This window comes from Brevundimonas sp. (assembly GCF_032017145.1).
Classification (GTDB): domain Bacteria; phylum Pseudomonadota; class Alphaproteobacteria; order Caulobacterales; family Caulobacteraceae; genus Brevundimonas.
The window spans coordinates 1-25,748 of the sequence record NZ_DALZQC010000014.1 but is presented as its reverse complement, the minus strand read 5'-3'; the positions used below and the strand labels follow the sequence as shown (position 1 = coordinate 25,748).

Sequence of the window (25,748 nt, the reverse complement as noted above, 5' to 3'; positions counted from 1 at the left end):
GCCCGTGATGATGAAGGACGGCATGGCGCGCCCCACCGGGCGTGACGTCCTGGGCTGGGTCAACCGCGGCGAGGTGCTGATGGCGGTCGGCGTGATCGGCGTGATCATGCTGCTGATCCTGCCGGTCCCGAAGATGCTGCTGGACCTGTTGCTGGCGATCTCGCTGGTCTCGTCCGTGCTGATCCTGATGACGGCCGTGATGATGAAACGGCCGCTGGACTTCGCCATCTTCCCGACGGTGCTGCTGGTTTCGACCCTGTTCCGCCTGGGGCTGAACCTGGCCTCGACGCGACTGATCCTGACCCACGGCCAGGAGGGCCACGACGCGGCCGGCCAGGTCATCAACGCCTTCGGTCAGCTGATGATGGGCGGCAACTTCATCATCGGGGTGATCATCTTCGCCATCATCCTGGTGGTGAACTTCGTGGTCATCACCAAGGGATCGACGCGGATCGCCGAAGTGTCCGCCCGCTTCACCCTGGACTCCATGCCGGGCAAGCAGATGGCCATCGACGCCGATCTGTCGTCGGGCCTGATCACCGAGGACCAGGCCAAGACCCGCCGCAAGGAACTGGAGCAGGAATCGACCTTCTTCGGCGCCATGGACGGCGCCTCAAAGTTCGTGCGCGGCGATGCGGTCGCCGGTCTGATCATCACATTCATCAATGTGATCGGCGGCATCCTGATCGGCACGCTGCAGCACAAGATGGCCCTGCCGGACGCGGCCAACACCTATGTCCAGCTGACCATCGGCGACGGCCTGGTGACGCAGGTGCCGGCCATCATCATCTCCATCGCCGCCGGCTTCCTGGTGTCCAAGGCGGGCGTCGAGGGCACGGCCGACAAGGCCTTGGTCACGCAACTGGCCACCAATCCGGTGTCGCTGGGCGTGGTGTCGGGGGCGGCCGGCCTGATCGGCCTGATCCCCGGAATGCCGCTGATCCCCTTCGCCGCCCTGGCCATCGGTTCGGGCTTCATGGCATGGCGGCTGGGTCGTAATCGGTTGAGGCCCCAGCCGACCGAGGCCGAACGCGCCGCCGCCGAGGCCGCCGCCAAGCCCAAGGAAGATGTCGAGGAGCCCATCGCCAACATCCTGACCATCGACGAGGTCAAGATCGAGCTGGGCTATTCGCTGCTTAGCCTGATCAACGATCTGGAAGGCCGGCGGCTGACCGATCAGATCCGCGCCCTGCGCCGGTCGCTGGCCCAGGAATACGGCTTCGTCATCCCGCAGGTCCGCATCCTGGACAATATGCGCCTGCCGACCCAGGGCTACGCCATCCGCATCAAGGAGATGGAAAGCGGGGCGGGCGAGGTGCGGCTGGGCCATCTGATGGCGATGGACCCGTCGGGGCGTCAGGTGGAGCTGCCGGGCGAACATATGCGCGAACCCGCCTTCGGCCTGCCCGCCACCTGGATCGAGGAAGGGCTGCGCGAAGAGGCGACGTTCCGAGGCTATACGCTGGTCGATCCGTCGACCGTGCTGACCACCCACCTGACCGAAATCCTCAAGGAGAATATGGCGGACCTGCTGTCCTACGCCGAGGTGCAGAAGCTGCTGAAGGACCTGGGCGCCGAAGAGAAGAAGCTGGTCGAGGAACTGGTCCCCAGCGTCGTCACCGTCACCACGCTGCAGCGGGTGCTTCAGGCCCTGCTGCGCGAGAAGGTGTCGATCCGCGACCTGCCCGCCATTCTGGAAGGTCTGGCCGAGGCCGCGCCGCACAGTTCGTCCGTCACCACCCTGGTCGAACACGTCCGCGCGCGCCTGGGCCGCCAACTATGCTGGCAGAACAAGGACGGCGACGGCGCTCTGCCCATCGTCACCTTGTCGCCCGAATGGGAGGCCGCCTTTGCCGAAAGTCTGATCGGCAATGGCGAGGACAAGCAGCTGGCCATGGCGCCGTCGCGCCTGCAGGACTTCATCCGGGCGGTGCGCGACACCTTCGAGCGCATCGCCATGACGGGCGAGAACCCGGTCCTGCTGACCGGCCCGATGACCCGCCCCTATGTCCGCTCCATCATCGAGCGCTTCCGGGGCCAGACGGTGGTCATGAGCCAGAACGAGATCCACCCCAAGGCGCGGTTGCGTACGTTGGGGCAGGTGTGATCCGACGTCTTCGGCGGCGCCTCCAGATTGGCGTTTGACGCGAGCGCCTGCGGGTCTAAAGCTGCGCTATGATCCCCACTTCGCGACGCAGCCTTTTACGATTCAGAGACTTCGCGCGCACGCCGTCTCTGGCGCGCTCGATCTCGGCGATGCTTGTCCTGGCGTTCGCCCTGCTGATCGTGGTCAATGTGACCACCTTCGTGATGATCCAGCGCACGGCGGCGGTGAACGACACGATTGAGCATGCCCAGCAGATGCGCCGGGCCTCGCGCACCACCCTGATCGCCATGCTGAATGCGGAGACGGCGCAGCGCGGCTTCCTGCTGACCGGCCGCAGCGACTTCCTGGAGCCCTATCGCAAAGCGCAGGCCGAGATCGCCCCCGCTGTCGCCTTTCTGGACGAGGGCGCTGCGCGAGATCCCACCCTGAAGGCGCCGATCGACCGCATTCATCGGCTGGCCGATCAGAAATGGGCTGAAATGGAACATACGCTGACGCTGGCGCAGCAGGGCCGCATCGGTCAGTCGATCCAGTCGGTCCGTTCCGGCGAAGGCAAACGCTATATGGATGAACTGCGGGCGGCTGTGGACGACTTCGACGCCATCAAGTCCCGACGCATCGCCGACCGCACCCTGAAGTCGGAGCGATACGGCACCCTGACCGTGGTGATGAATGCGATCACGGGGCTTCTGGTGGTGGTGCTGGCGCTTCTGTCGGCCTGGATGGTCCGCCGCTACGTCGGAGAGATACAGACCGCCCGCGCCACCCTGGACGCCGCCAACGCCAGTCTGGAGGACAAGGTCAAGGAGCGGACCGGCGACCTGATGCGCGCCAACGAGGAAATCCAGCGGTTCGCCTATATCGTCAGCCACGATCTTCGCGCGCCCCTGGTCAATGTCATGGGTTACACTTCGGAGCTGGAGCAGGCCGGCAAGGTGGTCGATAAGGCCATCGCCCATGCCGAGAAGACCCGCGCGGTCGACGCCGATGTGGTCATGGCCGTGCGCGAGGACATGCCCGAGGCCATCGGCTTCATCCGCGCCTCGACGGAAAAGATGGACCGGCTGATCAACGCCATCCTGAAGCTGTCGCGCGAGGGCCGCCGCAATCTGCTGCCTGAGACATTGGACATGACGGCCATGGCCGAGAACATCGCCAAGAGCGTCCACCACCAGACCGAGGCTTCCGGCGCCCGCATCGAGGTCCAGCCCTTGCCGGCGATCGAGAGCGACCGGATTTCGATGGAGCAGATCGTCGGCAATCTGATCGACAATGCGGTCAAATATCTGGACCATGCCCGGCCCGGCGAGATCGTCGTCTCGGGAGAGGATACGCCCGGCGGCTGGGTCGTCTATCGCATCGCCGACAATGGTCGGGGCATAGCGCCGCGCGACCACGAGCGGATTTTCGAACTGTTCCGCCGCTCCGGCAAACAGGACCGGTCGGGCGAGGGGTTGGGCCTGGCGTTCGTCCGCAACAGCGTTCGCCGGTTGGGCGGGACCATCGACGTGGAATCCGAGCTGGGTAAAGGCTCGACTTTCCTGCTGAAATTCCCCAAACGACTGATTGTAGCCGAACCTGGAGTCGCGTTGTGACGCATCCCGTCAAAATCATCATGGTCGAAGACGACCACGGTCACGCCAAGCTGATCGAAAAGAACATCCGTCGCGCGAACATCAACAACGAAATCAAGCATTTCGATGAAGGTGGCGCGGCGCTGGAATATCTGTTCAGCGACGAAATCCTGGAGAACGGGCCGCTTCTGATCCTGCTGGACCTCAACCTGCCGGACATGTCGGGAACCGACATACTGGAAAAGGTGAAAGGCAATGAGAGGTTGCGGCGCGCGCCTGTGGTGGTTTTGACCACCACCGACGACAAGGTCGAGATTCAGCGGTGCTACGACCTGGGCTGCAATGTCTACATTACCAAGCCCGTCGATTATGAATCCTTCGCCGGCGCGATCCGCCAACTGGGCCTGTTCCTGTCGGTGATCCAGGCCCCGGAGATCGAGTGATCGCGGCCGACCAGCCCATTCGTCTGCTCTACATCGACGACGACCGGGGCCTGTCCCGATTGGTCGAAAAGGAGTTGGCGCGTCACGGCTATGCCGTCACCTGCGCGCCCGACGGCGACGCCGGGCTGGAACTGTTGCAGCAGCATGAGTACGATGTCTGCGCGCTGGACCACTATATGCCGTCGCGGGACGGGCTGGACGTGTTGCCGGACATCCTGGCGCTGACGGCGCCGCCGCCGGTCGTCTATGTCACCGGCGCCCAGGATGGGCGGATCGCGGTGGCCGCCCTTCGCGCCGGCGCCGCCGACTATGTCATCAAGGACGTGTCGGAGGACTTCACCTCCCTGCTGCGCGTGGCGCTGGAGGACTCCCTTTTGCGGCGGCGCCTGCAACGCGAGAACGATCTGGCGCAGGAAGAAATCCGGCTGGCCCGCGATCGGGCGGAGGCGATGCTGCGCGAGGTGAACCACCGCGTCGGCAATTCGCTGCAGCTGGTGTCCAGCTTCATGTCGCTGCAGATGCGTCATGTGTCGGACCAGGGCGCCAAGGACGCGCTGCGGGAATCCCAGGCCCGGATCGAGGCGGTGGCCCATGTTCACCGCCGCCTCTACACCTCCGGCGACATGAGCCAGGTGGCCATGCACGAGTATCTGGAAGGGCTGATGGACGAACTGTCAAAGTCCATCGGGCCGGACGACGGCTCGCCGCACCTGAAGCTGGAGGCCGCGCCCCTGTCCGTCACGACCGACCAGGCCGTGTCCATCGGCGTGATCGTGACCGAACTGGTGACCAATGCGGTCAAATACGCCTATGCGCCGGGGCAGGGTGGCGAAATCCGCATCCGCATGGACCGCGAAGGCGATAGCCGCGTCGTCCTGACCGTCGAGGACGATGGGCCGGGGATGGGCGATGGCGCGCCCAAGGGCACGGGTCTGGGGGCCAAGATCATCTCGGCCATGGCGTCGGGCCTGCGTTCCGCGGTCGAGTTCGACGGCGCCCACAAGGGCGTGCGCGCCAGGCTGGCCTTCGACCTTTAGGGGTTGGCGTAATCATGCTGCAGTTCGGCGTTCGAAAACCCGCAACCGACTATCGCCATCGCGCCGTCGCCTTCGGCGTGGTGGAGCGTGATGGCCTGATCGCCTGCGTGCGCGTGGAGCGAGCGACCGGACCCTACTTCGACCTGCCGGGCGGCGGGGTGGACGTGGAGGAGACAGAGGTCGAGGCCCTGCGGCGCGAGTTCGTCGAGGAGACGGGACTGACGATCACGCCCCTGAACCGCATCGCCGAGGCCAGCCAGTATTTCATACGGTCGACCGACGAGCCGCTGAACAATGTCGGCGGCTTCTGGACGGCGCGCGTCGTGGCGGAAGATCCGGCCGCCAAATGCGAGGATGACCACACTCTGGTCTGGCTGGACCCGACCTTCGCCCTGTCGCGGCTGCGCCACGATTCGCACGCCTGGGCGGTGGCCGTCTGGCTGCGGCGCGCAAGCTGAGCCTTACGGAACAAGGCCGTTGAGATTCCGTTTTCCGATCAACGCGTCACGCCATACCGGCGGCGCAGGATCAGGAGACAGACCATGGCCGATCATGACCGTATCGAAGGCGCCGCCAAGAACATCGGTGGCAAGGTTAAGGAAGCCGCTGGCAAGGTGACCGGCGACACCAAGATGCAAGCCGAAGGCAAGGCCGATCAGGTCGAAGGCAAGGTCCAGAACGCCGTCGGCGGCGTCAAGGACAGCCTGCGCGACAAGGACTGATCCGAAACCTACTCTTCACTGAATGCGCGAAACGCCGTCCGCGAAAGCGGGCGGCGTTTCCCTTTGATCAGTTGGTCTTGTCGCCCCAAAGCGTAAGTGAGAGGCCCTTCTTGTCCGCTCCATCCACGGGTCGGCACTCAGAGGTGAAACCGCCCTGCGTCGGGCGTGGGCGACAGTCCATTTCCTGAAGGCCGGAGGGCGCATTGGTCGTCCGCGACTGGGGTCCGCACTGGACGGCATAGGCGGAGCCGCCGGCGGAGGCCTGCATCATCTGGCAATCGCCGGCCATGCCGCTGGGCCGTAGCGCCTCGGGCAGGTTCGGTCCCATGGCCAAGGCCAACTGGGCGCGCACCTCGGCCTGACAGGTCTGCATCGGCGTTTCGCCGCGGACCAGGGGGCTGCACCGCGCTCGCTCGAATCCGAAGGGATCGGCCAGGCCCCAGGCCGGCACGGAATGCGATGCGGCGGGCTCAGGGGACGCAGGTGCGGTCGCGGGCGCGGTGGGGGGCGCATACCACACCACCGTCGGCGCGGTCTGTTGCAGAAGCAGTAAGGTGAAGGCGGCGGCGATCATCGGTCGAACCCCTCGTGCAGCGCCTGGGCCGTTCGCCGTGTGCGCCAGCGTTACCTTGTCAGGGCGCGCATCGCCTTGTCCAGTCCGTCCAGCGTCAGCGGATACATCCGCTGGTCCATGATCTCGTTCAGCAGGCCGACGGAAGCGGTGTAGCCCCAGTAACGCTCGGTCACAGGGTTCAGCCAGACCGATTTTTCCCACTGCTGGCAGGCGCGCTTCATCCAGACGGCGCCGGCCTCCTCGTTCCAGTGCTCGACCGAGCCGCCGGGCATGGTGATCTCATAGGGGCTCATCGTCGCATCCCCGACGAAGATCGCGCGCCAGTCGCCCGGATATTTGTTCAGGACGTCCCAGGTCGGGATCCGTTCGGTATGGCGGCGGCGGTTGTCCTTCCAGACCCCTTCGTAAAGGCAGTTGTGGAAGTAGAAGAACTCCAGGTTCTTGAACTCGGTCTTGGCCGCCGAGAACAGCTCCTCGACCATCTTGATATGGCCGTCCATCGAGCCGCCGACGTCCAGGAACAGCAGCACCTTAATCGTGTTGCGCCGCTCGGGCCGCATCTGGATGTCCAGCCAGCCCTGACGCGCCGTGCCGTCGATGGTGCCGTCGATGTCCAGTTCGTCCGCCGCCCCTTGCCGCGCGAAACGGCGCAGACGGCGCAGGGCCACCTTGATGTTTCGGGTGCCCAGTTCGACGGTATCGTCCAGGTTCTTGAATTCGCGCTTTTCCCAGACCTTGACCGCCCGGCCGTGCTTGCCCGGACCGCCGATCCGCACCCCTTCGGGATTGTAGCCGCCATGTCCGAAGGGGCTGGTCCCGCCCGTTCCGATCCATTTCGAGCCGCCGGAATGGCGTTCCTTCTGCTCCTCCAGCCGCTGTTTCAGCGTCTCCATCAGTTTGTCGAAACCGCCCATGGCCTCGATCTGGGCCTTCTCCTCGTCGGTCAGGTATTTTTCGTTCAGCAGCCGCAGCCAGTCTTCCGGGATGTCGGTGGTCAGGTCCTCGCCTGCGCCGACCGTCTCGACGCCTTTGAACACCGTGCCGAACACCAGATCGAAGCGGTCGTAGTGTTTCTCGTCCTTGACCAGAACGGCGCGCGAAAGATGATAGAAGCTCTCCACCTCGCGCCCGGCCAAGTCCCGATCCATGGCTTCCATCAGATGAAGCCATTCCTTCATCGACACCGGAACCTTGGCGTCACGCAGGGCGGAGAAGAAGGGCAGGAGCATCAGAAGATTTCGGTGGGTGGCGGCAGCGAAGGCAAAGCGAACTTCAACTGCGGAATCTCTGTCAGCGCCAGATGCCAAAGCGCAAATGCCGCAGATTGACGATCTTGCGCCATTCAATCTGCGGAAGCGTCGCCCGGAATGGCTCCGACAATCTGTTGGCCGTTTCGCCCAGCACGAGAAAATGCAGGGCAAGGGCGTGAGGACGGGCGATGTCCGAGAGAAAGGCGCCACGGTCCTGATCGGCGACCAGGCTTTCGATCTCGGCGATGCGCGCCATCATCTCATGCAGATGGGCGGCGTCTCGGGGATCAGACCACAAGGGCGTCCCTTTCGGCCGTATGGCGAATGTAGGGGTTGGTCAAAGAACGATCCAGGATCAGTTCGACCTTGACGCCAAGCCGGCGGCTCAACGCGTCCTCCATCGCCAATTCGCCCCACGCGGCGACAGGACCGGCTTCATCCACCAGCAGATCGACGTCGCTGTCCGGTCCTGCCTCGTCGCGGGCGTAGCTGCCGAACAGCCGCACGTTGACGATGCCCTGCTCTTCGAGCCAGGGTTTCAGGTCGCGCAGTTTTTTCAGCAGTTCGGCGCGGGTCATGTCGGCAACATAGTCTATCCCCGCCGCAAGATGAACTCGCGGTCGCGCCAGGCGCCGACAGGATAATCGTATTCGCCGACCTTTTCGAAGCCGCGGGCGGCGTAGAGGCGCTGGGCCTTGGCGTTGCCGCTCCAGACGCCGATCCACAGCGGGCGGGCGGTGTTCGTCTGCATCCAGTCCAGCGCCAGGGTCAGCAGCGCCGTGCCGAGGCCCAGCCCTTGCGCCGATTTGGCGACATAGAGGCGGCGCAGCTCCAGATCGCCGCTTCTGGCCTCGGGATGGGGCAGGCCGTTGGGGCCGGCGTTGGCGAAGGCCAGAAGTTCGCCGTCGCGCTCGGCCACCCACCAGACGCAGCCGGGTTCGGCCAGCTTCTTCAGCGTCGGCTCCAGGTCGAAACTGGCGTCGAGAAAGGCGTTCAGATCGGCCGTCGGATAGGGGATGCCGAACCCGGTGACGAAGGTGTCCACGAAGGTCCGGCGACCCAGGGCGCCCAGCGCGGCGGCGTCTTCGGGGCGGGCGGGGCGGATCACGGGCGCGGTCATGGTCAGCCCTTAGAGGGCAAGGGTCAGAAACCGTCCAGCGCGATCTTGCCGATGGTCGCGCCGCTTTCCAGCCGACGATGACCGTCCAGCAGGGTTTCCACCGACAAGGGCCCGAGGTTCTCGGTCAAGGTGGTGCGGATTGCGCCCGCGTCGACCAGGCGCGAAACCTCGGCTAGGATTTCATGCTGCCGGATCATGTCCGGCGTCTGCTGGACCGGCCGGGTGAACATGAACTCCCAGACGAAGCCGGCGGCCTTGGGCTTCAGCAATTCGACCGGGAGGCCCTTGAAGTCGTCGATGGCGCCGATCACCCCTTGCGCCGCGACCGCGCGGGTCAGGGCCTCGAAATGGGACTGGGTGTGGGTCAGGGCGGCGATGTAGCGGGGCGCCTGCTCGCCGGCGGCGGTCAGGGCCTGGTCTATCGGGCCGGAGTGGTCGATCACGGCATGGGCGCCCAGGTCCACGCACCATTGGCGGGTGTCGGGGCGCGAGGCGGTGGCCACGACGCGCAGCCGGGTCGTCGCCCGTGCGATCTGGATCAGGGCCGAGCCCACGCCGCCTGCGCCGCCGACGATCAGCAGGGTCTCGTCCTCGTCGGCCCCGGCCTTCATCCGGTCGAACAGCAACTCCCAGGCCGTGATGACGGTCAGTGGCAGGGCGGCCGCTTCGGGAAAGGTCAGGGACGTGGGCTTGGGCCCCACGATCCGTTCGTCCACCCCCTGGCGTTCGGCGTTGGAGCCGGGGCGATCGATCTGACCGGCGTAGAAGACGGTATCTCCGACTTTGAACAGGCTGGCATCGTCGCCCACGCCGATCACCACGCCTGCTGCGTCATAGCCCAGGATGCTGGTCTGGCCGGCCTCCGGCTGGCGGCTGTTTCGGACCTTGGTGTCCACCGGGTTCAGGCTGACGGCCTTGACCTGAACCAGCAGGTCGCGGGGGCGCAAGGTCGGTTCGGGAGCGTCGAAGGCGACCAGGGCGGCGAGGTCGGTCGCGGGGCGGGGGCCGGTCGTGCCGATGGCCTTCATGATGCGCTCCTGGGCATGGTTCGTCGTCATCCAGATCGGTTTGCAGAAGGCCGGGCGCAAGGCGCGTCCGAGAAATCAAGGCGCGCAGGACCGACCTGTCGATGTCGCCGTTCCGGAGGTCCCGCGACCCAGGTGTTCAGGCAAGGTTGTGTCCGCGCGCGAGGGGAGCTACGACCTTGAAGCATCAGGCCGTTCTGCGGTCGCACACGTCACCGTGCTTGGGGAGGACTGAGGACGTTCAAAGCCTTGATGCCAAAGGCCCGTCCGCTCGTCATGTCTGTCCCCGCCCTGTCCCTCGATTCGACCGAACCGCCCGTGGCTCCGACCGCCTCGCCCGCCGTGGGCGCCCTGGTCGCGACCCGTCCCGGCGCAATCATTCTGACCCGCCACGGCGAGCCGGCCCTGTCGCGCAAATGCCTGATCACGGCGCGCCAGTATGGCGAGTGGTGGGCGAAGTATGAGATCGGCGGCCTGCTAGCCGGCCAGACGCCGCCCGCCGAACTGGTCGCAGCGGCCCAGGGCGCCGGCGCCATCTACGCCTCCACCCGCCAGCGCGCCCAGGAGACCGCCGCCGCCGTCTCGGCAGGGCGTGAGGTGCTGTCGGACGTCATGTTCATCGAGGCGCCGCTACCGCCGCCGCCGGTGCCGGAATGGATCAAGCTGTCGCCCAAATGGTGGGGCGTGGTGTCGCGGTTCTGGTGGCACGCCTTCGATCACCACGACGGCCAGGAGACCCGCGCCCAGGCCGAGGCGCGCGCCGATCAGGCGGCGCAAAAGCTGATCGCCCGCGCCGAAGGCGGCCAGGACGTGCTGGTCTTCGCCCATGGCTATTTCAACCATATGGTCGGGCGTGCGCTGAAAAGCGACGGCTGGAAGCTGGTCCAGAACCAGGGCTTCAAATACTGGTCCCAGCGTCGCTACGAGAAGCGATAGCCGCTTCTGCCGTTGAAGCGTGGGGCGACCCCCTCTAGGGTCCGCGCCATGACCGACGCCGCCCCCGCCATCCCCGCCGACCTCAGTTTCGAAGACGCCCTGCAGCGGCTGGAGACCATCGTGTCCCGCCTGGAATCCGGCCAGGCCCCGCTGGAGGAATCGATCGCCCTTTACGAAGAGGGCGCGCGGCTGAAGGCGCACTGCGAGGCGCGTCTGAAGGCGGCCCAGCTTCGCGTCGAGAAGATCGTGGTCGGTCCCGACGGTCAGGCGCGGGGCGCCGAGCCGGCCTCGTTCGAATGAGCGGCGTCGCCGACACCATCGGTTTCGACGACTTTCTGAAAGTCGACATCCGCGTGGGCCGGATCGTGAAGGCCGAGTCCTTCCCGGAGGCGCGCAAACCGGCGTTTAAACTGAAGATCGACTTCGGGCTCGAGATCGGCGTCAAGACATCCTCGGCCCAGATCACACACCACTACACCCTGGAACAGCTGGCCGGCCGGATGGTCGCGGCCGTCGTCAACTTCCCGCCGCGCCAGATCGGGCCTGTGAAGTCCGAAGTCCTGACCCTGGGCTTTCCCGATGCGCAGGGCGAGGTCGTGCTGGTCGGGGTGGATCGTGAACTTCCTCTAGGCGGACGTCTGTTTTGACCCATGTGATCGCTGCGAATTCGCCCGAGCAGGCCGTTATTGATCGTGTGGCGGAGGTCGCCGATCTAGTCACGGTCGCGCTGGACGAACTGCTGCCACGCGCGGAAGGGCCGGAATCGCGCCTGACCGAGGCGATGCGCTACGCCGCCCTGGGGCCGGGCAAGCGGCTGCGGCCCTTCTTCGCGCTGGAGGCGGCGCGGCTGTTCGATATTGACGAACGGTCAGTGCTGCGGGCCGCCTGCGCCCTGGAATGCGTCCACGCCTACAGCCTGGTCCACGACGACCTGCCCTGCATGGACGACGACGACATGCGGCGCGGCCGCCCGACGGTCCATATCGCCTATGACGAGGCGACGGCGGTGCTGGCGGGGGATGCGTTGCAGACGGCGGCGTTCGATATCCTGCTGCATGAGGACACGCATGAGGATGCGGCCGTGCGGTGCGAACTGGCGGCGCGGCTGTCTCTGGCCTCGGGCGCGCGCGGCATGGCGGGCGGACAGATGATCGACCTTCTGGGCGTGCGCGACGATCTGGGCGGGGTGGCGCGGATGCAGCGGCTGAAGACCGGCGCCCTGTTCGCCTATGCGTTCGAGATTCCGCTGATCATCGCCGGCGCCTCGGCCCAGCATCAGCACGCCCTGATCAGCTTCTCGCACGATGTGGGGCTGGCGTATCAGATCGTCGACGACCTGCTGGATGTCGAAGGTTCGCCCGAGGAGATGGGCAAGGCGGCCGGCGGCAAGGACGCGGCCCTGGGCAAGACCAACTTCGTCACCCTGCTGGGCGTCGAGGCGGCGCGACAACGGGTCGCGCATCTGGCCGATCAGGCGCGCGCCCATCTGGAGCCTTTCGGCCACGAGGCCGAAATCCTCAAGGCCAGCGTGGACTTTGTGTTAAAGCGCCGGGCCTGATAGAAAAGCTGACCCGTGAACGCGGGTTACGACAAGAAGACCATCAAGGTTCCGCCCATGCCCGACACCCCCCTGCTCGACACCGTCAAGGTTCCCGCCGATATGCGGGGCTTCGACATCGCCCAGCTGAAACAGCTGGCCGATGAGGTGCGGGCCGAGACCATCGACGCGGTGTCCGTCACCGGCGGGCATCTGGGCGCGGGGCTGGGGGTGGTCGAACTGACCACGGCGCTGCACCATGTGTTCGAGACGCCCAGGGACATCCTGATCTGGGACGTGGGTCACCAGTGCTATCCGCACAAGATCCTGACCGGACGTCGCGACCGCATCCGCACCCTGCGCCAGGGCGGCGGCCTGTCGGGCTTCACCAAGCGCAGCGAGAGCGAATACGACCCGTTCGGTGCCGCCCACGCCTCGACCTCCATCAGCGCCGCCCTGGGCTTCGCCGCCGCGCGCGACCAGAAGGGCGAAAAGAACCGCGTCGTGGCCGTCATCGGCGACGGCTCCATGTCCGCCGGCATGGCCTATGAGGCGATGAACAACGCCGCCGAGGCGACCAGCGGCCAGCTGATGGTCATTCTGAACGACAACGACATGTCGATCGCGCCGCCGGTCGGCGGGATGAGCGCCTATCTGGCCGGTCTGGTGTCGGGCGGCGCCTATCAGAACGTCCGCCGCCTGGGCAAGACGGTGGCCCAGCACCTGCCGCGGCCCTTCCGCAAGGCGGCCAAGAAGGCCGAGGAATACGCGCGCGGCATGGTGACCGGCGGCACCTTCTTCGAGGAGCTGGGCTTCTATTACGTCGGCCCCATCGACGGTCACGACATGGACAATCTGGTGCCGATCCTGAAGAAGGCGGCCGCCATCGAGGACCGGCCGGTTCTGGTCCATGTCGTGACGCAGAAGGGCAAGGGATACGCCCCCGCCGAATCCAGCGCCGACAAGCTGCACGCCGTGGTCAAGTTCGACGTGGTGTCGGGCAAACAGGCCAAGGCCATCTCAAACGCGCCCAGCTACACCAAGGTGTTCGGGACCGAGCTGATCAAACACGCCAAGGTCGATCCGACCGTGGTGGCGATCACCGCCGCCATGCCGTCGGGCACAGGTCTGGACCTGTTCGGTCAGGCCTTCCCCGAGCGGACCTATGACGTCGGCATCGCCGAACAGCACGCCGTGACCTTCGCCGCCGGTCTGGCGGCGGACGGGATGAAGCCGGTCTGCGCCATCTATTCCACCTTCCTGCAACGCGGTTACGACCAGGTGGTCCACGACGTGGCGATCCAGTCGCTGCCGGTGCGGTTCGCCATGGACCGGGCTGGTCTGGTGGGCGCGGACGGATCGACCCACGCCGGATCGTTCGACATAGGCTTCATGGGGGCGCTGCCCGGCATGGTGCTGATGGCGGCGGCGGACGAGGCCGAACTGGCGGCGATGATTTCGACGTCCCTGGCCATCGACGACCGCCCCAGCGCCTTCCGCTATCCGCGCGGCGACGGCGTGGGCGTGGAAATCCCGGAACTGGCCGCCCCGCTGGAGATCGGCAAGGGCCGGATCGTGCGCGAGGGGACCTCGGTCGCCATCCTGTCGCTGGGCACCCGTCTGCAGGAATCGCTGAAGGCGGCGGACCTGTTGGCGGCCAGGGGCGTGTCGGCCACCGTCGCCGACGCCCGCTTCGCCAAGCCGCTGGACGCCGACCTGATCCTGCGCCTGGCGCGCGAGCATGAATGCCTGATCACGGTGGAAGAAGGCGCCATGGGCGGCTTCGGCGCCTTTGTGCTGCAGCTGCTGGCCGAGAAGAGCGCTCTGGATCGCGGCCTGAAGGTTCGCACCCTGAACCTGCCGGACATCTTCCAGGATCAGGATTCGCCGGTGGCCATGTACGCCAAGGCCGGTCTGAACGCCGAACATATCGCGGCGGCGTCCCTGACCGCCCTGGGTATCGAAACGCCGCGCGCCGTCAGGGCCTGAGAAGGTCTCAGGCGCGGTCGCGGATTCTCATGCCGCCCGGCCCCTTGCTGTCGACCTCGAACCGGCCCGTCGCGCGGATCAGGTCGGACAGTTTGGCGTAGCCATAGGTGCGCTGATCGAAGTCGGGATAGGCGTTGCGCAGCCGATTGCCGATGGCCCCCGCGCTGACCCAACCGTCGCCGTCCTCGTCCATGTCTGCGATGATCGAGGCGATCAGCCGCGTCGCTTCGCTTGGCTTGCGCTTGACCGCAGCGGGTTCGGCGGCCGCCTTCTTGCCGGTGTCGCCGTCCGGCTCGGCCTGGGTGGTCAGGTTCTCGGTGTAGATGAAGCGGGTGCAGGCCTGACGGAAGCTTTCCGGCGTCTTCTGTTCGCCGAATCCATAGACGTCCACGCCCTCCTCGCGGATGCGCGCCGCCAGACGGGTGAAGTCCGAATCCGACGACACCAGGCAGAAGCCGTCGAACCTGCCCGAGTGCAGCAGGTCCATGGCGTCGATCACCAGGGCGATGTCGCCGGAGTTCTTGCCCTTGGTGTTGGCGAAGTTCTGCTGCGGCTGGATGGCCCAGCGGGCCAGCACCTTGGTCCAGCCGGCGATCTGCGGACTGGAGAAATCGCCATACACGCGACGCGCCGAGGCCTCGCCCAGAGTGGCGATCTCGGTGAACAGCGCCTCTGCGATGCGGGACGAGGCGTTTTCCGCGTCGATCAGCACGGCCAGGCGCGCGGGCTTTCCATTGGCCATGACAGCCTCCTTGGCGGGTTAGAGTTGGCCCATCGTATTGTCGTGATCGACCGCCTGCTTCTTCAGCCAGCCGACGAAGGCGGTCGCGCTGGACGAGGGCGGGCGGTCGCGGGGTTGAACGACATAATAGGCGAAACCCACGGCTTCCGAGCCATCGGGGAAGGGGGCGATCAGGCGACCGGACGCCAGGTCCGCCTGGGCCAGGGTGCGTTTCGCCAGGGCCACGCCGCGACCGGCGATGGCCGCCTCGATCAACAGGCCCGACTGGTTGAAGCGCGAGCCCCGGCGCGGATCGGGATGGCGCACGCCGCGCGCCTTCAGCCACATGGCCCAGTCCGGGCGGCTGGGGTCGCCGTCGTTGGACATGTCGTGCAGCAAGGTGTGGCGGATCAGGTCGGCGGGCCTTCGGATCGGATGTTCCCCGTCCATAAGCGACGGCGCGCAGACGGGCAGGACCGTCTCGGTCATCAGTCGGTCAACGGTCAGGCCGGGATAGTCGCCGGGACCATAGCGGACGGCCAAGTCGATCTTGCCCTCCGACAGGTCCGCCGTCTCCATGTCGGCGGAAATCCACAGCTCGATCTCGGGATGGGCGGTGTGGAAGTCGTCCATGCGCGGCATCAGCCATTTGGAGGCGAAACCCGGCGCCACGCTGATCGACACCTGTTTCCTGCGCGGCGGCTCGCGCAACAGGGCCGAGGCGTCCATCAGCCGTTCGAAGCCTTCGCGCAGCAGCGGCACGGAGGATCGGCCCAAGTCGGTCAGTTGAAGACCGCGCGCCTCGCGCACGAACAGGGGGCCGCCCACGATGTCCTCCAGCAGCCGGATCTGCTGACTGACGGCGCCCGGCGTCACCGACAGTTCGTCGGCGGCGCGCGAGAAGTTCAGGTGACGCGCGGCGGCCTCGAAGGCGCGCAGGGCGTTGAGCGGGAGCAGGGATCGGGCCATCGCCGTTAGAAATCCTATCAGCGAGACAAAGGCAATCTGGTTTGCGGGCGCCCGCGATGACGTCGAAGGTTCCAAGCCTGAGTTTGCGCCAGAATCCGGCGCTTTTCCTTCCCGATCGCTCCAGAAAGCCAGACGATGCGTGTCTTTCTCGCCTCCATTCCGCTGGAGGCCGCCAAAATCGTGATCATCGGCGGCGGGGAGCCGGCGTTGGCCAAGTTGCGGCTGTTCCTCAACGGCCCGGCCGAGGTCCGGTGGTTCGCGCCCGATGGCGCGCCCCAGGCCATCGAGACGCCGCAGGGGGCGCCGACGCCGGTTCTGCGCGCGCCGGAAGCCCATGAACTGGCGGGCGCGCGCCTGGTGTTCATCGCCCTGGGTGATCTGGATGAGGTTCGACGACTGGCGGCCCTGGCGCGGGCTGCGGGGGCGCAGGTCAATGTGGTGGACCAGCCTGCTCTCAGCGATTTCCAGACCCCGGCCCTGATCGACCGGGACGAGGTGGTGGTCGGCGTGGCGACGGGCGGCTCGGCGCCGATCCTGGCCCGCGATATCCGCACGGCCATCGAAAATGTGCTGCCTGCGGGTCTGGCCAATGTGGCGCGGATGGCGCGCGAGCTGCGCGACACGGTCAAGGCCAGCGTGCCGGACTTCATGGCGCGGCGGCGGTTCTGGGAAAAGGCGTTCCGGGGACCGGCGGCCGATCTGGCGGCGGCCGGACGCACGGCCGAGGCGCGGCGCGAGATGCTGCGTCTGCTGAACGTCGCCGCGCCGGAACAGGGCGTGGTCCATATCGTCGGCGCGGGACCGGGCGACCCGGAGCTTCTGACGCTGAAGGCGCTGCGGGTGCTGCAGGACGCCGACGTCATCGTCCACGACCGGCTGGTCCCGGAGGCGGTGCTGGAGCGGGCGCGGCGCGACGCCAAACGCCTGTATGTCGGCAAGGCGCGCGGCGACCATTCCGTGCCGCAGGACCAGATCGAGGCCCTGATGATCGCCGAGGCGAAGGCCGGGCATCGCGTCGTGCGGCTGAAGGGCGGCGATCCCTTCGTCTTCGGGCGCGGCGGCGAGGAGCTGGAGGCCATGCGGGCGGCGGGCGTGCCGGTCTTCGTCGTGCCGGGCGTGACGGCGGCCCTGGCCTGCGCGGCCTCTGCGGGCATTCCCCTGACGCACCGCGATCACGCCCAGGCGGTGACCTTCGTGACGGCGCAGGCCAAGCCGGGCGGCGTCGACGCCGACTGGTCGCGCCTGGCCGCGCCGAACCACACCCTGGCCATCTATATGGGAACGGATCGCGCCGAGGAGACGGCGGCCAAGCTGATGGCCGCAGGGCGCGCAGGCTCGACGCCGGTGGCCGTGGTCGAAAACGGCAGCCGCCCGGACGAGCGTGTTCTGACGGGACGGCTGAACGGGCTGGGCGCGCTGGTGCGGGGCGCCGAGCTGACGGGACCGGCCCTGTTGTTCGTCGGCGAGACGGCGGCCTTTTCGGCGACGCAGGCGGATATTTCGGAGGCGGCGGCATGAAGATCGTGACCGCGAACCGCCTGTCGGACGGCCGCGTCATCTATGCGGGCGTGGACAATCAGCCTGTCGATCATATCGATCAGGCGTCGGTGCTGGATGACGCCGCGGCGGAGATCGTGCTGGCCGAGGCAGCCGGACGGCCCGATGTCTTTGTAAACCCCTATCTGTTCGAGGTCAGCGACCGCACGCCCTCGGGCCGCGACCGTTTGAAGGAGCGTATCCGCTCGGCCGGACCGACCGTGGGTCACAGCGTCGCGGGAGGCGTGGGCTGATGTATCGCTATGACGAGTTCGACCATGCGCTGGTGCGCGAACGGGTCGAGGAGTTCTCCGATCAGGTGGCGCGACGCGCGTCCGGCGCTTTGACCGAGGACGAGTTCAAGCCGCTGCGGCTGATGAACGGCGTCTATCTGCAGCTTCACGCCTATATGCTGCGGGTCGCTATTCCCTACGGCGTGATGAGCAGTCGCCAGATGCGACGGCTGGCCCACATCGCGCGCACCTATGACAAGGGCTACGGCCACTTCACCACGCGGTGCAACATCCAGTACAACTGGCCGGCCCTGACCGACCTGCCGGCGATCCTGAGCGATCTGGCCGAGGTGGAGATGCACGCCATCCAGACCAGCGGCAACTGCATCCGCAACACCACGACCGACGTGTTCGCGGGCGCCGCCGACGACGAGATCGAGGACCCGCGTCCCTGGTGCGAGATCATCCGTCAGTGGTCGACCATCCACCCCGAGTTTTCCTTCCTGCCGCGCAAGTTCAAGATCGCGGTGATCGGCGCCGAAAAGGACCGGGCGGCGATCCGCACCCACGATGTCGGCCTGCAGATCGTGCGCGGCCCGGACGGCGGCACGGCCTTCCGCGTCTTCGTCGGCGGCGGGCAGGGGCGTCTGCCGCATATCGCGCAGGAAGTCGCGGCGGCGGTGCCCGCGGCCGACCTGCTGGCCTATCTGACCGCCATCCTGCGGGCGTGGAACCTGCTGGGGCGGCGCGACAACATCCACAAGGCGCGGATCAAGATCCTGGTCGCCTCCCTGGGCGTCGACGCCTTCCGCGAGGAGGTCGAGAGGCACTACGCCACCCTGCGCCGCGAAGACCTGCGCGTGCCGGACGATGAGCTTGATCGCATTCGGGCCTATTTCGCCCCGCCGCCCTTTGCCGATCTGCCCAAGGTCAGCGCTCCTTTCGACCGCGCCCTGCTGGCCGATCCCGACTTCGCCCGGTTCGCGCGCAACAATGTGCGTCGCCATCGCCAGTCGGGCTACGCCTCGGTGGTGGTGTCGCTGAAGCCGGTCGGCGGGGTGCCGGGCGACATCACGGCGGATCAGATGGAGGCCGTGGCGGATCTGGCCGAGCGCTATTCGTTCGACGAACTGCGCGCCGCCTATGAGCAGAACCTGGTCCTGCCGCATGTGAAGCTGGACGACGTGCCGACGGTGTGGCGGGCCCTGCATGAGGCGGGTCTGGCGACGGCCAATGCGGACCTGGCGACCGACGTCATCGCCTGCCCCGGACTGGACTATTGCAGCCTGGCCAACGCCCGCTCGATCCCGGTAGCCCAGGCCCTGTCCAAGCGGTTGGCCGACCTGGACTATCAAGAGACGCTGGGACCGGTTCGCATCAATATGAGCGGCTGCATCAACGCCTGCGGTCACCACCACGTCGGCCACATCGGCGTGCTGGGCGTCGATCGTAAGGGCGAGGAATACTATCAGATCACCGTCGGCGGCTCGCCCGACGAACAGGCGGCGCTGGGCGACATCGTGGGCAAGAGCCTGCCGTCCGACGAGGTGGCGCCCGCCATTCAGCGGACGCTGGACCGCTATCTGAAAATCCGCACGGAAGGCGAACGGTTCATCGACACGGTTCGCCGCGTCGGTCCCGACCCCTTCCGCGACGCCATCTATGAGACGCTCGATGCTGCAAACGCTTGAAGGGATTCAGAACGGCCTGCGTCTGTCGGTCACGACGCCGCTGGAAGAGGTCGAGGCGGCGGCCGCGACCGAGGACGTGCTGGTGCTGGAGTTCGACGCCTTTCGCGACGGGCGCGGCTTTTCACTGGCGGCGGTGCTGCGCGAGCGGGGATACGTCGGGCGGCTGATCGCGGCGGGCAAGGTGCTGCCGGATCAGGCGCGGCACCTGCGGCGCTCTGGCTTCGATGCGGTGGAGCTGTCGCCGGGAGCCGACTCGGGCGCCTGGGGCCGGATGGATCAGGCGTTCAGCGGCGCCTATCAGCCCGCCGTCGATCCTGCGCCGACCATCTGGCGGCGCCGCCACGCGGCCTCGAACGACCGCGACCTGGAGGCGCTGGCGGAACGGCTGAACCACGAGACCGAGGGCAAGTCGGCGCCTGAAATCGTCAAGGCGGCGCTGGACCCTGCGCTGGGACTGCGGGTCGGAGCCATCTCGTCGTTCGGAGCGGAATCGGCGGCCCTGCTCGACATTATCGCCAGCGAGAACAAGGCCGTGCCGGTGGTCTTTCTGGAGACCGGCCAGCATTTCCTGCAGACCCTGTCCTATCGCACCCAACTGACCAAGGCGCTGGGTCTGACCGATGTGCGGCTGGTCACGCCCGATGCGAACGAGAAGGCGACGCTGGATGCGCGCGACGACCTGTGGCGCACCGACGCCGACGCCTGCTGCGACCTCAGGAAGGTGCGGCCGATGGCGCGGGCGACGGCGGGGTTCAACGCCATCATCACGGGCCGCAAACGCTATCAGGCCGCGACGCGGGCGCGGCTGAAGCCGTTCGAGGTGCTGGATGGGGTGCTGCGGATCAATCCGCTGGCGAACTGGAACGCCGACGACGTCGAGGCCTGGCTGGATGAGAACGACCTGCCGCGCCATCCATTGGTCGAGCAGGGCTATGCCTCCATCGGCTGCTGGCCCTGCACGCGGGCGGTCCAGACCGGAGAGGACGCCCGCGCCGGGCGCTGGTCGGGTATGGACAAGGTCGAGTGCGGCATCCACCTAGGCAAACGTCAGGCTGCGGCCTGATCCGACCTGTTCTCGACCTCGCCTGAAAGCTTCAACGTGTCCGTCACGCCTACCGTCATCGACCTGATCGGCCATACGCCGCTGGTGCGCCTGAACCGCCTGTCCGACCAGACGGGGTGCGAAATTCTGGGCAAGGCCGAGTTCATGAACCCCGGCGGTTCGATCAAGGACCGCGCCGCCCTGTCCATCGTCCAGGCGGCGCGCGCGTCGGGCGCCCTGCGGCCCGGCGGAACGATAGTGGAGGGCACGGCGGGAAACACCGGCATCGGCCTGGCCCTGGTCGGGGCGGCTCTGGGCCATCCGGTCGTCATCGTCATTCCCCGCACCCAGTCGGAAGAGAAAAAGTCGGCCATCCGTTCGCTGGGCGCGCGACTGGTCGAGGTGGACGCCGCGCCGTTTTCCAGCCCCAACCATTTCGTCCACTATTCCGGGCGTCTGGCGGCCGAGTTGAACGACAGCGAAGAGGCCGGGGCCATCTGGGCCAATCAGTTCGACAACACGGCCAATCGCGACGCCCACTATCAGACGACGGGGCCGGAAATCTGGGACCAGACGGAGGGGCGCGTTGACGCCTTTGTTTCAGCGGTGGGGTCTGGCGGCACCATCGCGGGCGTCTCGGCCTATCTGCGCGAGAAGAAGCCCGATGTGACCATCGCCCTGGCCGATCCGGCGGGCGCGGCCATGTTCAACTGGTTCAACAAGGGCGAGATGACCGGCGAAGGCTCGTCGATCACCGAAGGCATCGGCGTGGCGCGGATCACCGGCAATCTGGAAGGGTTCCGACCCGATCACGCCTATCGGATCGAGGACGCCGAGTTCCTGCCGATCCTGTTCGATCTGGTGAAGCACGAAGGCCTGTCGCTGGGGGGATCGGCTGGGGTGAACATCGCCGGCGCCGTGCGGCTGGCGCGCGAGATCGGGCCGGGCAAGACCATCGTCACCTGCCTGTGCGACCCCGGATCGCGCTATGCGTCCAAACTGTTCAATCCGGCCTTCCTGCGGTCCAAGGGATTGCCCGAGCCGGACTGGGCGTGAACCCATCGTATCCTCCCCACTTGTGGGGAGGGGGACCGCAAAGCGGTGGCGGGGCTCTTGAGGTCCCACAGGCGCCTGTGATGCGGCCAGAGCCCCTCCGTCACGGCGCTGAAAAAGCGCCGCGCCACCTCCCCGCGAAGCGGGGAGGAGACGATGGTTCCGCTATTTCGCCTTCTGCTCCGCGATCCACATATCCATGCGGTGGTCCAGAAGGGCGAGCGGCAGGGGGCCTTCGACCAGCAGGGCGTCGTGGAAGGTGCGGATGTTGAACTTCGGCCCCAGTTCCCGCTCGGCCCGTTCGCGGATCTCGCGCAGGCGAATCTCGCCGATCTTGTAGGCCGTGGCCTGACCCGGCCAGCCGATGTAGCGTTGCAGTTCGGTCTCGATATTGTGGGGCGCCAGGGCCGAGTTGTCGCGGAAACAGGCGCGGGCCTGTTCCTCGGTCCAGCCCATCCAGTGCAGGCCGGTGTCGGCCACCAGCCGACAGGCGCGCCACATCTCGTAGGACAGACGGCCGAACCGCTCATAGGGGGTGCGGTAAAAGCCCATCTCCTCACCCAGATATTCGGAATACAGGCCCCAGCCCTCGGTGAAGGCGGTGACATTGGCCTGACGCCTGAAATAGGGCTGGCCGCCGCCTTCCTGTTGCAGCGCGATCTGGAGGTGGTGGCCCGGAACGGCTTCGTGCAGCGTCAGGGCGGGCAGTTCGTACAGCGGGCGCTGGTCCAGCTTGGACGTATTGACGATGTAGTGGCCGGGAATGCCGTTCTGCATAGAGCCGGAGTTGTAGCGGCCGGTGGTGTAGTTTTTCTCGATCTGGGCCGGGACCGGCTGCACGTCATAGGGCAGGCGAGGCAGGGTGGCGAACAGGGCCGGGAGGCCGCCGTCAGCCCGCTTCGCCATTTCCGACGCTTTCTCAAGCAACTGTTCACGGCTGGTCGCATAGAACTGCGGATCGGTACGCAGGAAGTTGAGGAAGCCGGCGAAGTCGCCGGTCCAGCCGGCCGCTCTCATCTCGACCTCCATGCGGGCGCGGATGCGGGCCACCTCGTCCAGACCGATCTGGTGGATCTGTTCCGGCGTCAGGTCGGTGGTGGTATGGCCGCGCACCAGATAGGCGTAGAGCGCCTTGCCGCCAGGGCGATTGCCGATGCCGGGCTCGACCGGCGCCTTTGGCAGATTGTCGGTCTGGAGGAAGGTCAGCCAAGCTTGGCGCGCCGGCACGATGACGGCGGCCACGACGGCGGCGCCTTCGGCCTTCAGCCGCTCCTTTTCGGCCTGGGGCACGGTCGCGGGCAGGGTGTCGAAGGGTTTCAGCAGCGGTTCGGCGTCGGGCGCGATGGCCACGTCGTTGCGGGCCAGGGCGACGGCGCTTTGCGTGACCGAACGGGCCTGAACCATGCCGGTGTCCAGGCCGCGCCGCGCATTGTCGGTGGTCTGGGTGTAGATGTCGCCGAAACCGCGTATGCGCTGGATATAGCGCTCGGCCTCCGCGACCGAGTTCAGCCGCGTGCCGCCGCCGACGTAAAGCGCCCAGGTTCCCGGCCCGCCCTCGCTGTCGAAGGCCAGCCGTCCGGTGTCGTAATCCAGCCCCTCTATGCTGCGTTTCAGGCTGTAGAGCAGGAAGGCGTGGTTGATGGCGCCCGCGTGGGAAAGACTTGCCGGGTCGATGGCGTCAAGCCGCCGAACGAACCCTTCCAGCGGCGCGCGCTGGGCCAGTTCGAAGGTGCGGCTCAGGTCCGGGACGCGGCCCATGGCCTCCACATCGCCTTCGCCGCCGGCCGAGAAGGGATCGACCGACTTCAGATAGGTCTCGTAATCGGCGACCACGGCGTTCAGCGCTGCGTCGGCAGGGGCGGCAACGGCGGTCGGCGGCGTCTGAGCCATGGCCAGGGTCGGCGCCCCCGCCGCGATCAGGGCCGCCAAGGCCAGCTGAGACATCTTCATTTTGCGCCCCTCCAGTGCAGGGCGCAGTGCAAGCCGAGCGGCGTCGCGGCGTCAACCGCAGACGGTGAAGAACTGTTCGATCCCGGCCTTGGCCGGCGGATGGGCGACATACAGTTCCCGCGCATCGTCCGCCCAGGCGGCTATCCAGCCCAGGCGACGGAACCGCAGGAACACCGGGTCCTTGGTCCTGGCGCGGGCGGTCAACAGTTCGCCTTCGTGGACCACGGCCGGCTCCGAGGTGGCGGCGTAGCGTTCGGTGTCGCCGCCGGATTCCAGATGGATTTCAAGCGCGGGCTTCTCGCTGGCCGCCGTGATCTCCAGCGCGCCGGAGCCGGCCTGGCAGAGCAGATGCAGTTTCACCTCGTCGCTGTTGGCCACGCCATAGGCCAGGCTGACCTCGCGGCCGTCGCGGTTCATGAACCAGTCCAGACCGGCCGTGGCGACGGGCTCGCCCTGGGCGGCGTCCATGCTCGGCGAAGGGGCGGGGGCGGGGGCGTGGGTGGCGCAGGCGGCCAGGGCCGAGACGGCGATCAGGGCGGGGATCAGGCGGGAGACACGCATGGGCGACCTCTCTTATCCGGCGCAGCGGTCGGCGAAGCGGCGCAGCTTGGCCAGATGGGGGCGTTCGACGGTCACGGTTCGGACGTCCGAGCCTACGGCGATGGTCATCCGGCCGTCGGCGACGAAGGCGGTGAAGGCGGGGTGTTCGACGGGGATGCCCGTCTCCAGCTTGCCGCCGCGTCCGACCTTCGCCTCGCTGGCGGCGGTGTTGCCGCCGGCCGTGATGCGGGCGAACCCCGCCGTCGCCGGTTCGCCATAGATCGAGATCGTCACCGCGCCCGACCCGGCCTGGCATTGCAGAGTCGAGCGCAGTTCGGCCGTGTCGGGAATATCGTTGGCCATCACCAGCGGACCTTCGCCTTCATACAGACTCCAGGTCCAGCCGCTCGCAGGCGCGGCCTGGACCGCCAGGGCCATAAGGGCCGAAGCGATAAGGATCATGCGTCAGCCCCCGCCGACGACGCGCACCGTCGCGTCGCGCGCACTGTCGCCATGACCGCGTGAAACCGCAAGAGACCAGACAGCCGCAATCCTCCAGACAGGCGCTCAGCCGAAAGGAACGCGGTTATCCGCAGACGGTTCAACCCACCCTGTCAGGTCAGAACGGGCTGAACCGCTCGACCAGAGCCTGGCCCACGGGCGGGGCCTGGATGCGGCTGACGTCGCCCCGTCCGCCATAGGAGATGCGGGCTTCGGCGATCTGGGTGTGATTGATGGCGTTGGCGGACGAAATGTCCTCGGGCCGCACGATGCCGGCGACGGTCAGTTCGCGGACTTCGCGGTTTGTGCGCACTTCCTGCCGACCCTGAATGACCAGATTGCCGTTGGCCAGAACGTCGGTGACGACGGCGGCGATGGTCAGCGACACCTTCTCGGCCCGGTTGACGGTGCCGGTTCCGGTGGACTTGGACGCGCCGTCCATGCCGACCATGTTCGACGGATCGAATCCACCGGGGAAGGCGCGGCCCAGGCTGCTTTCCAGGCCGAACAGGTGCGAGACGCCGCCGGAGATGTTGTTCGAACGCGAACGCTGGGTCGAGTTCTGGGTCTGGGCGCGGTCGTCGATGTCGATCTTGACCGTAAGGATGTCGCCGACGTGGCGGGCGCGCTGGTCGCCGAAGAAGGTGCGGGCGCCGGTCCGCCACAGGCTGTTGGCGCTGGCGGCGGTGTCGGGCGCCGGCAGATAGGCCTGCTGCACCGGCACCAGGGCGGCGGGATAGCCGATGGGCGCCAGTTCGGGGCCGCGCACCGTCTCGGCGACGGTGGAGCAGGCGGCCAGAGGGGCGACGGCGGCGAGGGTCAGAAGGATCTTGCGCATGACGAGGTTTCCCTAGCGGGCGGCGAATTGTTGAGGGGCGGCGCGCGCCGCGTCGGCGGCCGGGCCGGCGACGGCCTGGCCGGGACCGGAAGCCACGGCGTCGATGACGCGGTTGGAGGTGGTGTTCATGATGGCCACGGGCTCGCCCAGACCGGCGCTGCGCATGGCCTTGCCCATGACGGCCAGGTTCACGCCGCCGACCTGATAGGTGACGCGCACCATGTCGTTGCGGGCGATGACCTGCTGGGCGGCGGCGGGCCGATAGGCGGCGCGGGCGACGGGCTGGACGGCGGCGGGAGCCGAAGCGGCGTCCGCCATGCCCTGGACCGGCGCCTCGGCGCGGCGCACGGCGACGCGGCG

At 67.1% G+C, this 25,748-nt stretch carries 29 protein-coding genes; 16 read left to right on the top strand and 13 right to left on the bottom strand.

Annotation, left to right across the window (positions count from 1 at the left end; all coding sequences use genetic code 11):
* The first annotated feature begins 7 nt into the window (after positions 1-7).
* The 6 genes from flhA (at position 8) to RTU05_RS04205 (ending at position 5,883) form a co-directional block, all read left to right on the top strand.
* Complete coding sequence (gene flhA / locus RTU05_RS04230; protein WP_312596054.1) at positions 8-2,107, top strand: flagellar biosynthesis protein FlhA; 2,100 nt, start codon at positions 8-10, stop codon at positions 2,105-2,107.
* A 149-nt stretch (positions 2,108-2,256) separates the two neighbouring features.
* Positions 2,257-3,702 (top strand): CHASE3 domain-containing protein, encoded by a 1,446-nt coding sequence (locus RTU05_RS04225; RefSeq protein WP_312596011.1) that lies wholly within the window; start codon positions 2,257-2,259, stop codon positions 3,700-3,702.
* Positions 3,703-3,722: 20 nt separating this feature from the next.
* The gene (locus RTU05_RS04220) at positions 3,723-4,124 is read left to right on the top strand and encodes a response regulator (protein ID WP_282438890.1); all 402 of its coding nucleotides are present in this window, start codon (positions 3,723-3,725) and stop codon (positions 4,122-4,124) included.
* On the top strand, positions 4,121-5,161 hold the full coding sequence (locus RTU05_RS04215; RefSeq protein WP_312596009.1) for a histidine kinase dimerization/phosphoacceptor domain -containing protein: 1,041 nt from the start codon (positions 4,121-4,123) through the stop codon (positions 5,159-5,161). The genes RTU05_RS04220 and RTU05_RS04215 overlap by 4 nt, the downstream gene beginning before the upstream one ends.
* 14 nt (positions 5,162-5,175) lie before the next feature.
* Complete coding sequence (locus tag RTU05_RS04210) at positions 5,176-5,619, top strand: NUDIX domain-containing protein (RefSeq protein WP_312596008.1); 444 nt, start codon at positions 5,176-5,178, stop codon at positions 5,617-5,619.
* Positions 5,620-5,703: 84 nt separating this feature from the next.
* The gene (locus RTU05_RS04205) at positions 5,704-5,883 is read left to right on the top strand and encodes a CsbD family protein (protein ID WP_312596006.1); all 180 of its coding nucleotides are present in this window, start codon (positions 5,704-5,706) and stop codon (positions 5,881-5,883) included.
* Between the two features lie 67 nt (positions 5,884-5,950).
* Here RTU05_RS04205 and RTU05_RS04200 read toward each other — a convergent pair whose 3' ends face one another.
* The 6 genes from RTU05_RS04200 to RTU05_RS04175 all read right to left on the bottom strand — a co-directional run bounded on the left by RTU05_RS04200 (position 5,951) and on the right by RTU05_RS04175 (position 9,885).
* On the bottom strand, positions 5,951-6,457 hold the full coding sequence (locus RTU05_RS04200; RefSeq protein WP_312596004.1) for a hypothetical protein: 507 nt from the start codon (positions 6,455-6,457) through the stop codon (positions 5,951-5,953).
* A gap of 50 nt (positions 6,458-6,507) precedes the next feature.
* Positions 6,508-7,686 (bottom strand): VWA domain-containing protein, encoded by a 1,179-nt coding sequence (locus tag RTU05_RS04195; RefSeq protein ID WP_312596002.1) that lies wholly within the window; start codon positions 7,684-7,686, stop codon positions 6,508-6,510.
* Between the two features lie 61 nt (positions 7,687-7,747).
* The gene (locus tag RTU05_RS04190; protein WP_312596000.1) at positions 7,748-7,963 is read right to left on the bottom strand and encodes a HepT-like ribonuclease domain-containing protein; all 216 of its coding nucleotides are present in this window, start codon (positions 7,961-7,963) and stop codon (positions 7,748-7,750) included.
* 31 nt (positions 7,964-7,994) lie between these two features.
* Entirely contained in the window at positions 7,995-8,285 is a 291-nt protein-coding gene (locus tag RTU05_RS04185; RefSeq protein WP_312595998.1) for a nucleotidyltransferase domain-containing protein, read from the bottom strand.
* 14 nt (positions 8,286-8,299) lie between these two features.
* Positions 8,300-8,827: a GNAT family N-acetyltransferase gene (locus tag RTU05_RS04180; protein ID WP_312595996.1), complete on the bottom strand. Its 528-nt coding sequence runs from the start codon at positions 8,825-8,827 to the stop codon at positions 8,300-8,302.
* 23 nt (positions 8,828-8,850) lie between these two features.
* Complete coding sequence (locus RTU05_RS04175; protein ID WP_312595994.1) at positions 8,851-9,885, bottom strand: zinc-binding alcohol dehydrogenase family protein; 1,035 nt, start codon at positions 9,883-9,885, stop codon at positions 8,851-8,853.
* Between the two features lie 243 nt (positions 9,886-10,128).
* Here RTU05_RS04175 and RTU05_RS04170 point away from each other — a divergent pair, with 243 nt between their 5' ends.
* Genes RTU05_RS04170 through dxs form a run of 5 tightly spaced genes read left to right on the top strand, consistent with a single transcriptional unit; the run spans position 10,129 to position 14,314 of the window.
* Positions 10,129-10,788, top strand: a complete 660-nt coding sequence (locus RTU05_RS04170) for a histidine phosphatase family protein (protein WP_312595992.1) — start codon at positions 10,129-10,131, stop codon at positions 10,786-10,788.
* A 48-nt stretch (positions 10,789-10,836) separates the two neighbouring features.
* On the top strand, positions 10,837-11,088 hold the full coding sequence (locus RTU05_RS04165) for an exodeoxyribonuclease VII small subunit (protein ID WP_312595990.1): 252 nt from the start codon (positions 10,837-10,839) through the stop codon (positions 11,086-11,088).
* Entirely contained in the window at positions 11,085-11,435 is a 351-nt protein-coding gene (locus RTU05_RS04160) for a tRNA-binding protein (protein ID WP_312595988.1), read from the top strand. The genes RTU05_RS04165 and RTU05_RS04160 overlap by 4 nt, the downstream gene beginning before the upstream one ends.
* A gap of 5 nt (positions 11,436-11,440) precedes the next feature.
* Entirely contained in the window at positions 11,441-12,346 is a 906-nt protein-coding gene (locus tag RTU05_RS04155) for a farnesyl diphosphate synthase (RefSeq protein WP_312595984.1), read from the top strand.
* Positions 12,347-12,403: 57 nt separating this feature from the next.
* Complete coding sequence (gene dxs, locus RTU05_RS04150) at positions 12,404-14,314, top strand: 1-deoxy-D-xylulose-5-phosphate synthase (RefSeq protein WP_312595982.1); 1,911 nt, start codon at positions 12,404-12,406, stop codon at positions 14,312-14,314.
* Between the two features lie 7 nt (positions 14,315-14,321).
* On the opposite strand, the gene RTU05_RS04145 is transcribed toward dxs, so the two are convergent.
* Positions 14,322-15,056, bottom strand: a complete 735-nt coding sequence (locus tag RTU05_RS04145; protein ID WP_312595980.1) for an NYN domain-containing protein — start codon at positions 15,054-15,056, stop codon at positions 14,322-14,324.
* A gap of 18 nt (positions 15,057-15,074) precedes the next feature.
* Complete coding sequence (gene gcvA, locus RTU05_RS04140) at positions 15,075-16,004, bottom strand: transcriptional regulator GcvA (RefSeq protein WP_312595979.1); 930 nt, start codon at positions 16,002-16,004, stop codon at positions 15,075-15,077.
* A 135-nt stretch (positions 16,005-16,139) separates the two neighbouring features.
* Here gcvA and cysG point away from each other — a divergent pair, with 135 nt between their 5' ends.
* Genes cysG through RTU05_RS04115 form a run of 5 tightly spaced genes read left to right on the top strand, consistent with a single transcriptional unit; the run spans position 16,140 to position 21,562 of the window.
* Positions 16,140-17,522, top strand: coding sequence for a siroheme synthase CysG (cysG, locus tag RTU05_RS04135; protein WP_312595977.1), 1,383 nt, complete (start codon positions 16,140-16,142; stop codon positions 17,520-17,522).
* Complete coding sequence (locus tag RTU05_RS04130) at positions 17,519-17,794, top strand: DUF2849 domain-containing protein (RefSeq protein ID WP_312595975.1); 276 nt, start codon at positions 17,519-17,521, stop codon at positions 17,792-17,794. Before cysG ends, RTU05_RS04130 begins: the two co-directional genes overlap by 4 nt.
* On the top strand, positions 17,794-19,464 hold the full coding sequence (locus RTU05_RS04125; RefSeq protein WP_312595973.1) for a nitrite/sulfite reductase: 1,671 nt from the start codon (positions 17,794-17,796) through the stop codon (positions 19,462-19,464). Before RTU05_RS04130 ends, RTU05_RS04125 begins: the two co-directional genes overlap by 1 nt.
* The gene (locus tag RTU05_RS04120; RefSeq protein ID WP_312595971.1) at positions 19,448-20,527 is read left to right on the top strand and encodes a phosphoadenylyl-sulfate reductase; all 1,080 of its coding nucleotides are present in this window, start codon (positions 19,448-19,450) and stop codon (positions 20,525-20,527) included. The genes RTU05_RS04125 and RTU05_RS04120 overlap by 17 nt, the downstream gene beginning before the upstream one ends.
* A gap of 36 nt (positions 20,528-20,563) precedes the next feature.
* Positions 20,564-21,562, top strand: a complete 999-nt coding sequence (locus tag RTU05_RS04115) for a cysteine synthase A (protein WP_312595969.1) — start codon at positions 20,564-20,566, stop codon at positions 21,560-21,562.
* Positions 21,563-21,724: 162 nt separating this feature from the next.
* Here RTU05_RS04115 and RTU05_RS04110 read toward each other — a convergent pair whose 3' ends face one another.
* The 5 genes from RTU05_RS04110 to RTU05_RS04090 all read right to left on the bottom strand — a co-directional run.
* Positions 21,725-23,509: a DUF885 family protein gene (locus tag RTU05_RS04110; protein WP_312595967.1), complete on the bottom strand. Its 1,785-nt coding sequence runs from the start codon at positions 23,507-23,509 to the stop codon at positions 21,725-21,727.
* Positions 23,510-23,560: 51 nt separating this feature from the next.
* Entirely contained in the window at positions 23,561-24,070 is a 510-nt protein-coding gene (locus tag RTU05_RS04105) for a hypothetical protein (RefSeq protein WP_312595965.1), read from the bottom strand.
* 12 nt (positions 24,071-24,082) lie between these two features.
* Positions 24,083-24,511, bottom strand: a complete 429-nt coding sequence (locus tag RTU05_RS04100) for a hypothetical protein (protein ID WP_312595963.1) — start codon at positions 24,509-24,511, stop codon at positions 24,083-24,085.
* Positions 24,512-24,668: 157 nt separating this feature from the next.
* Positions 24,669-25,388, bottom strand: coding sequence for a flagellar basal body L-ring protein FlgH (flgH, locus tag RTU05_RS04095; RefSeq protein ID WP_312595961.1), 720 nt, complete (start codon positions 25,386-25,388; stop codon positions 24,669-24,671).
* Positions 25,389-25,400: 12 nt separating this feature from the next.
* Positions 25,401-25,748 (bottom strand): flagella basal body P-ring formation protein FlgA (locus RTU05_RS04090; protein WP_312595959.1); only part of this gene is annotated, 348 nt, incomplete at its 5' end.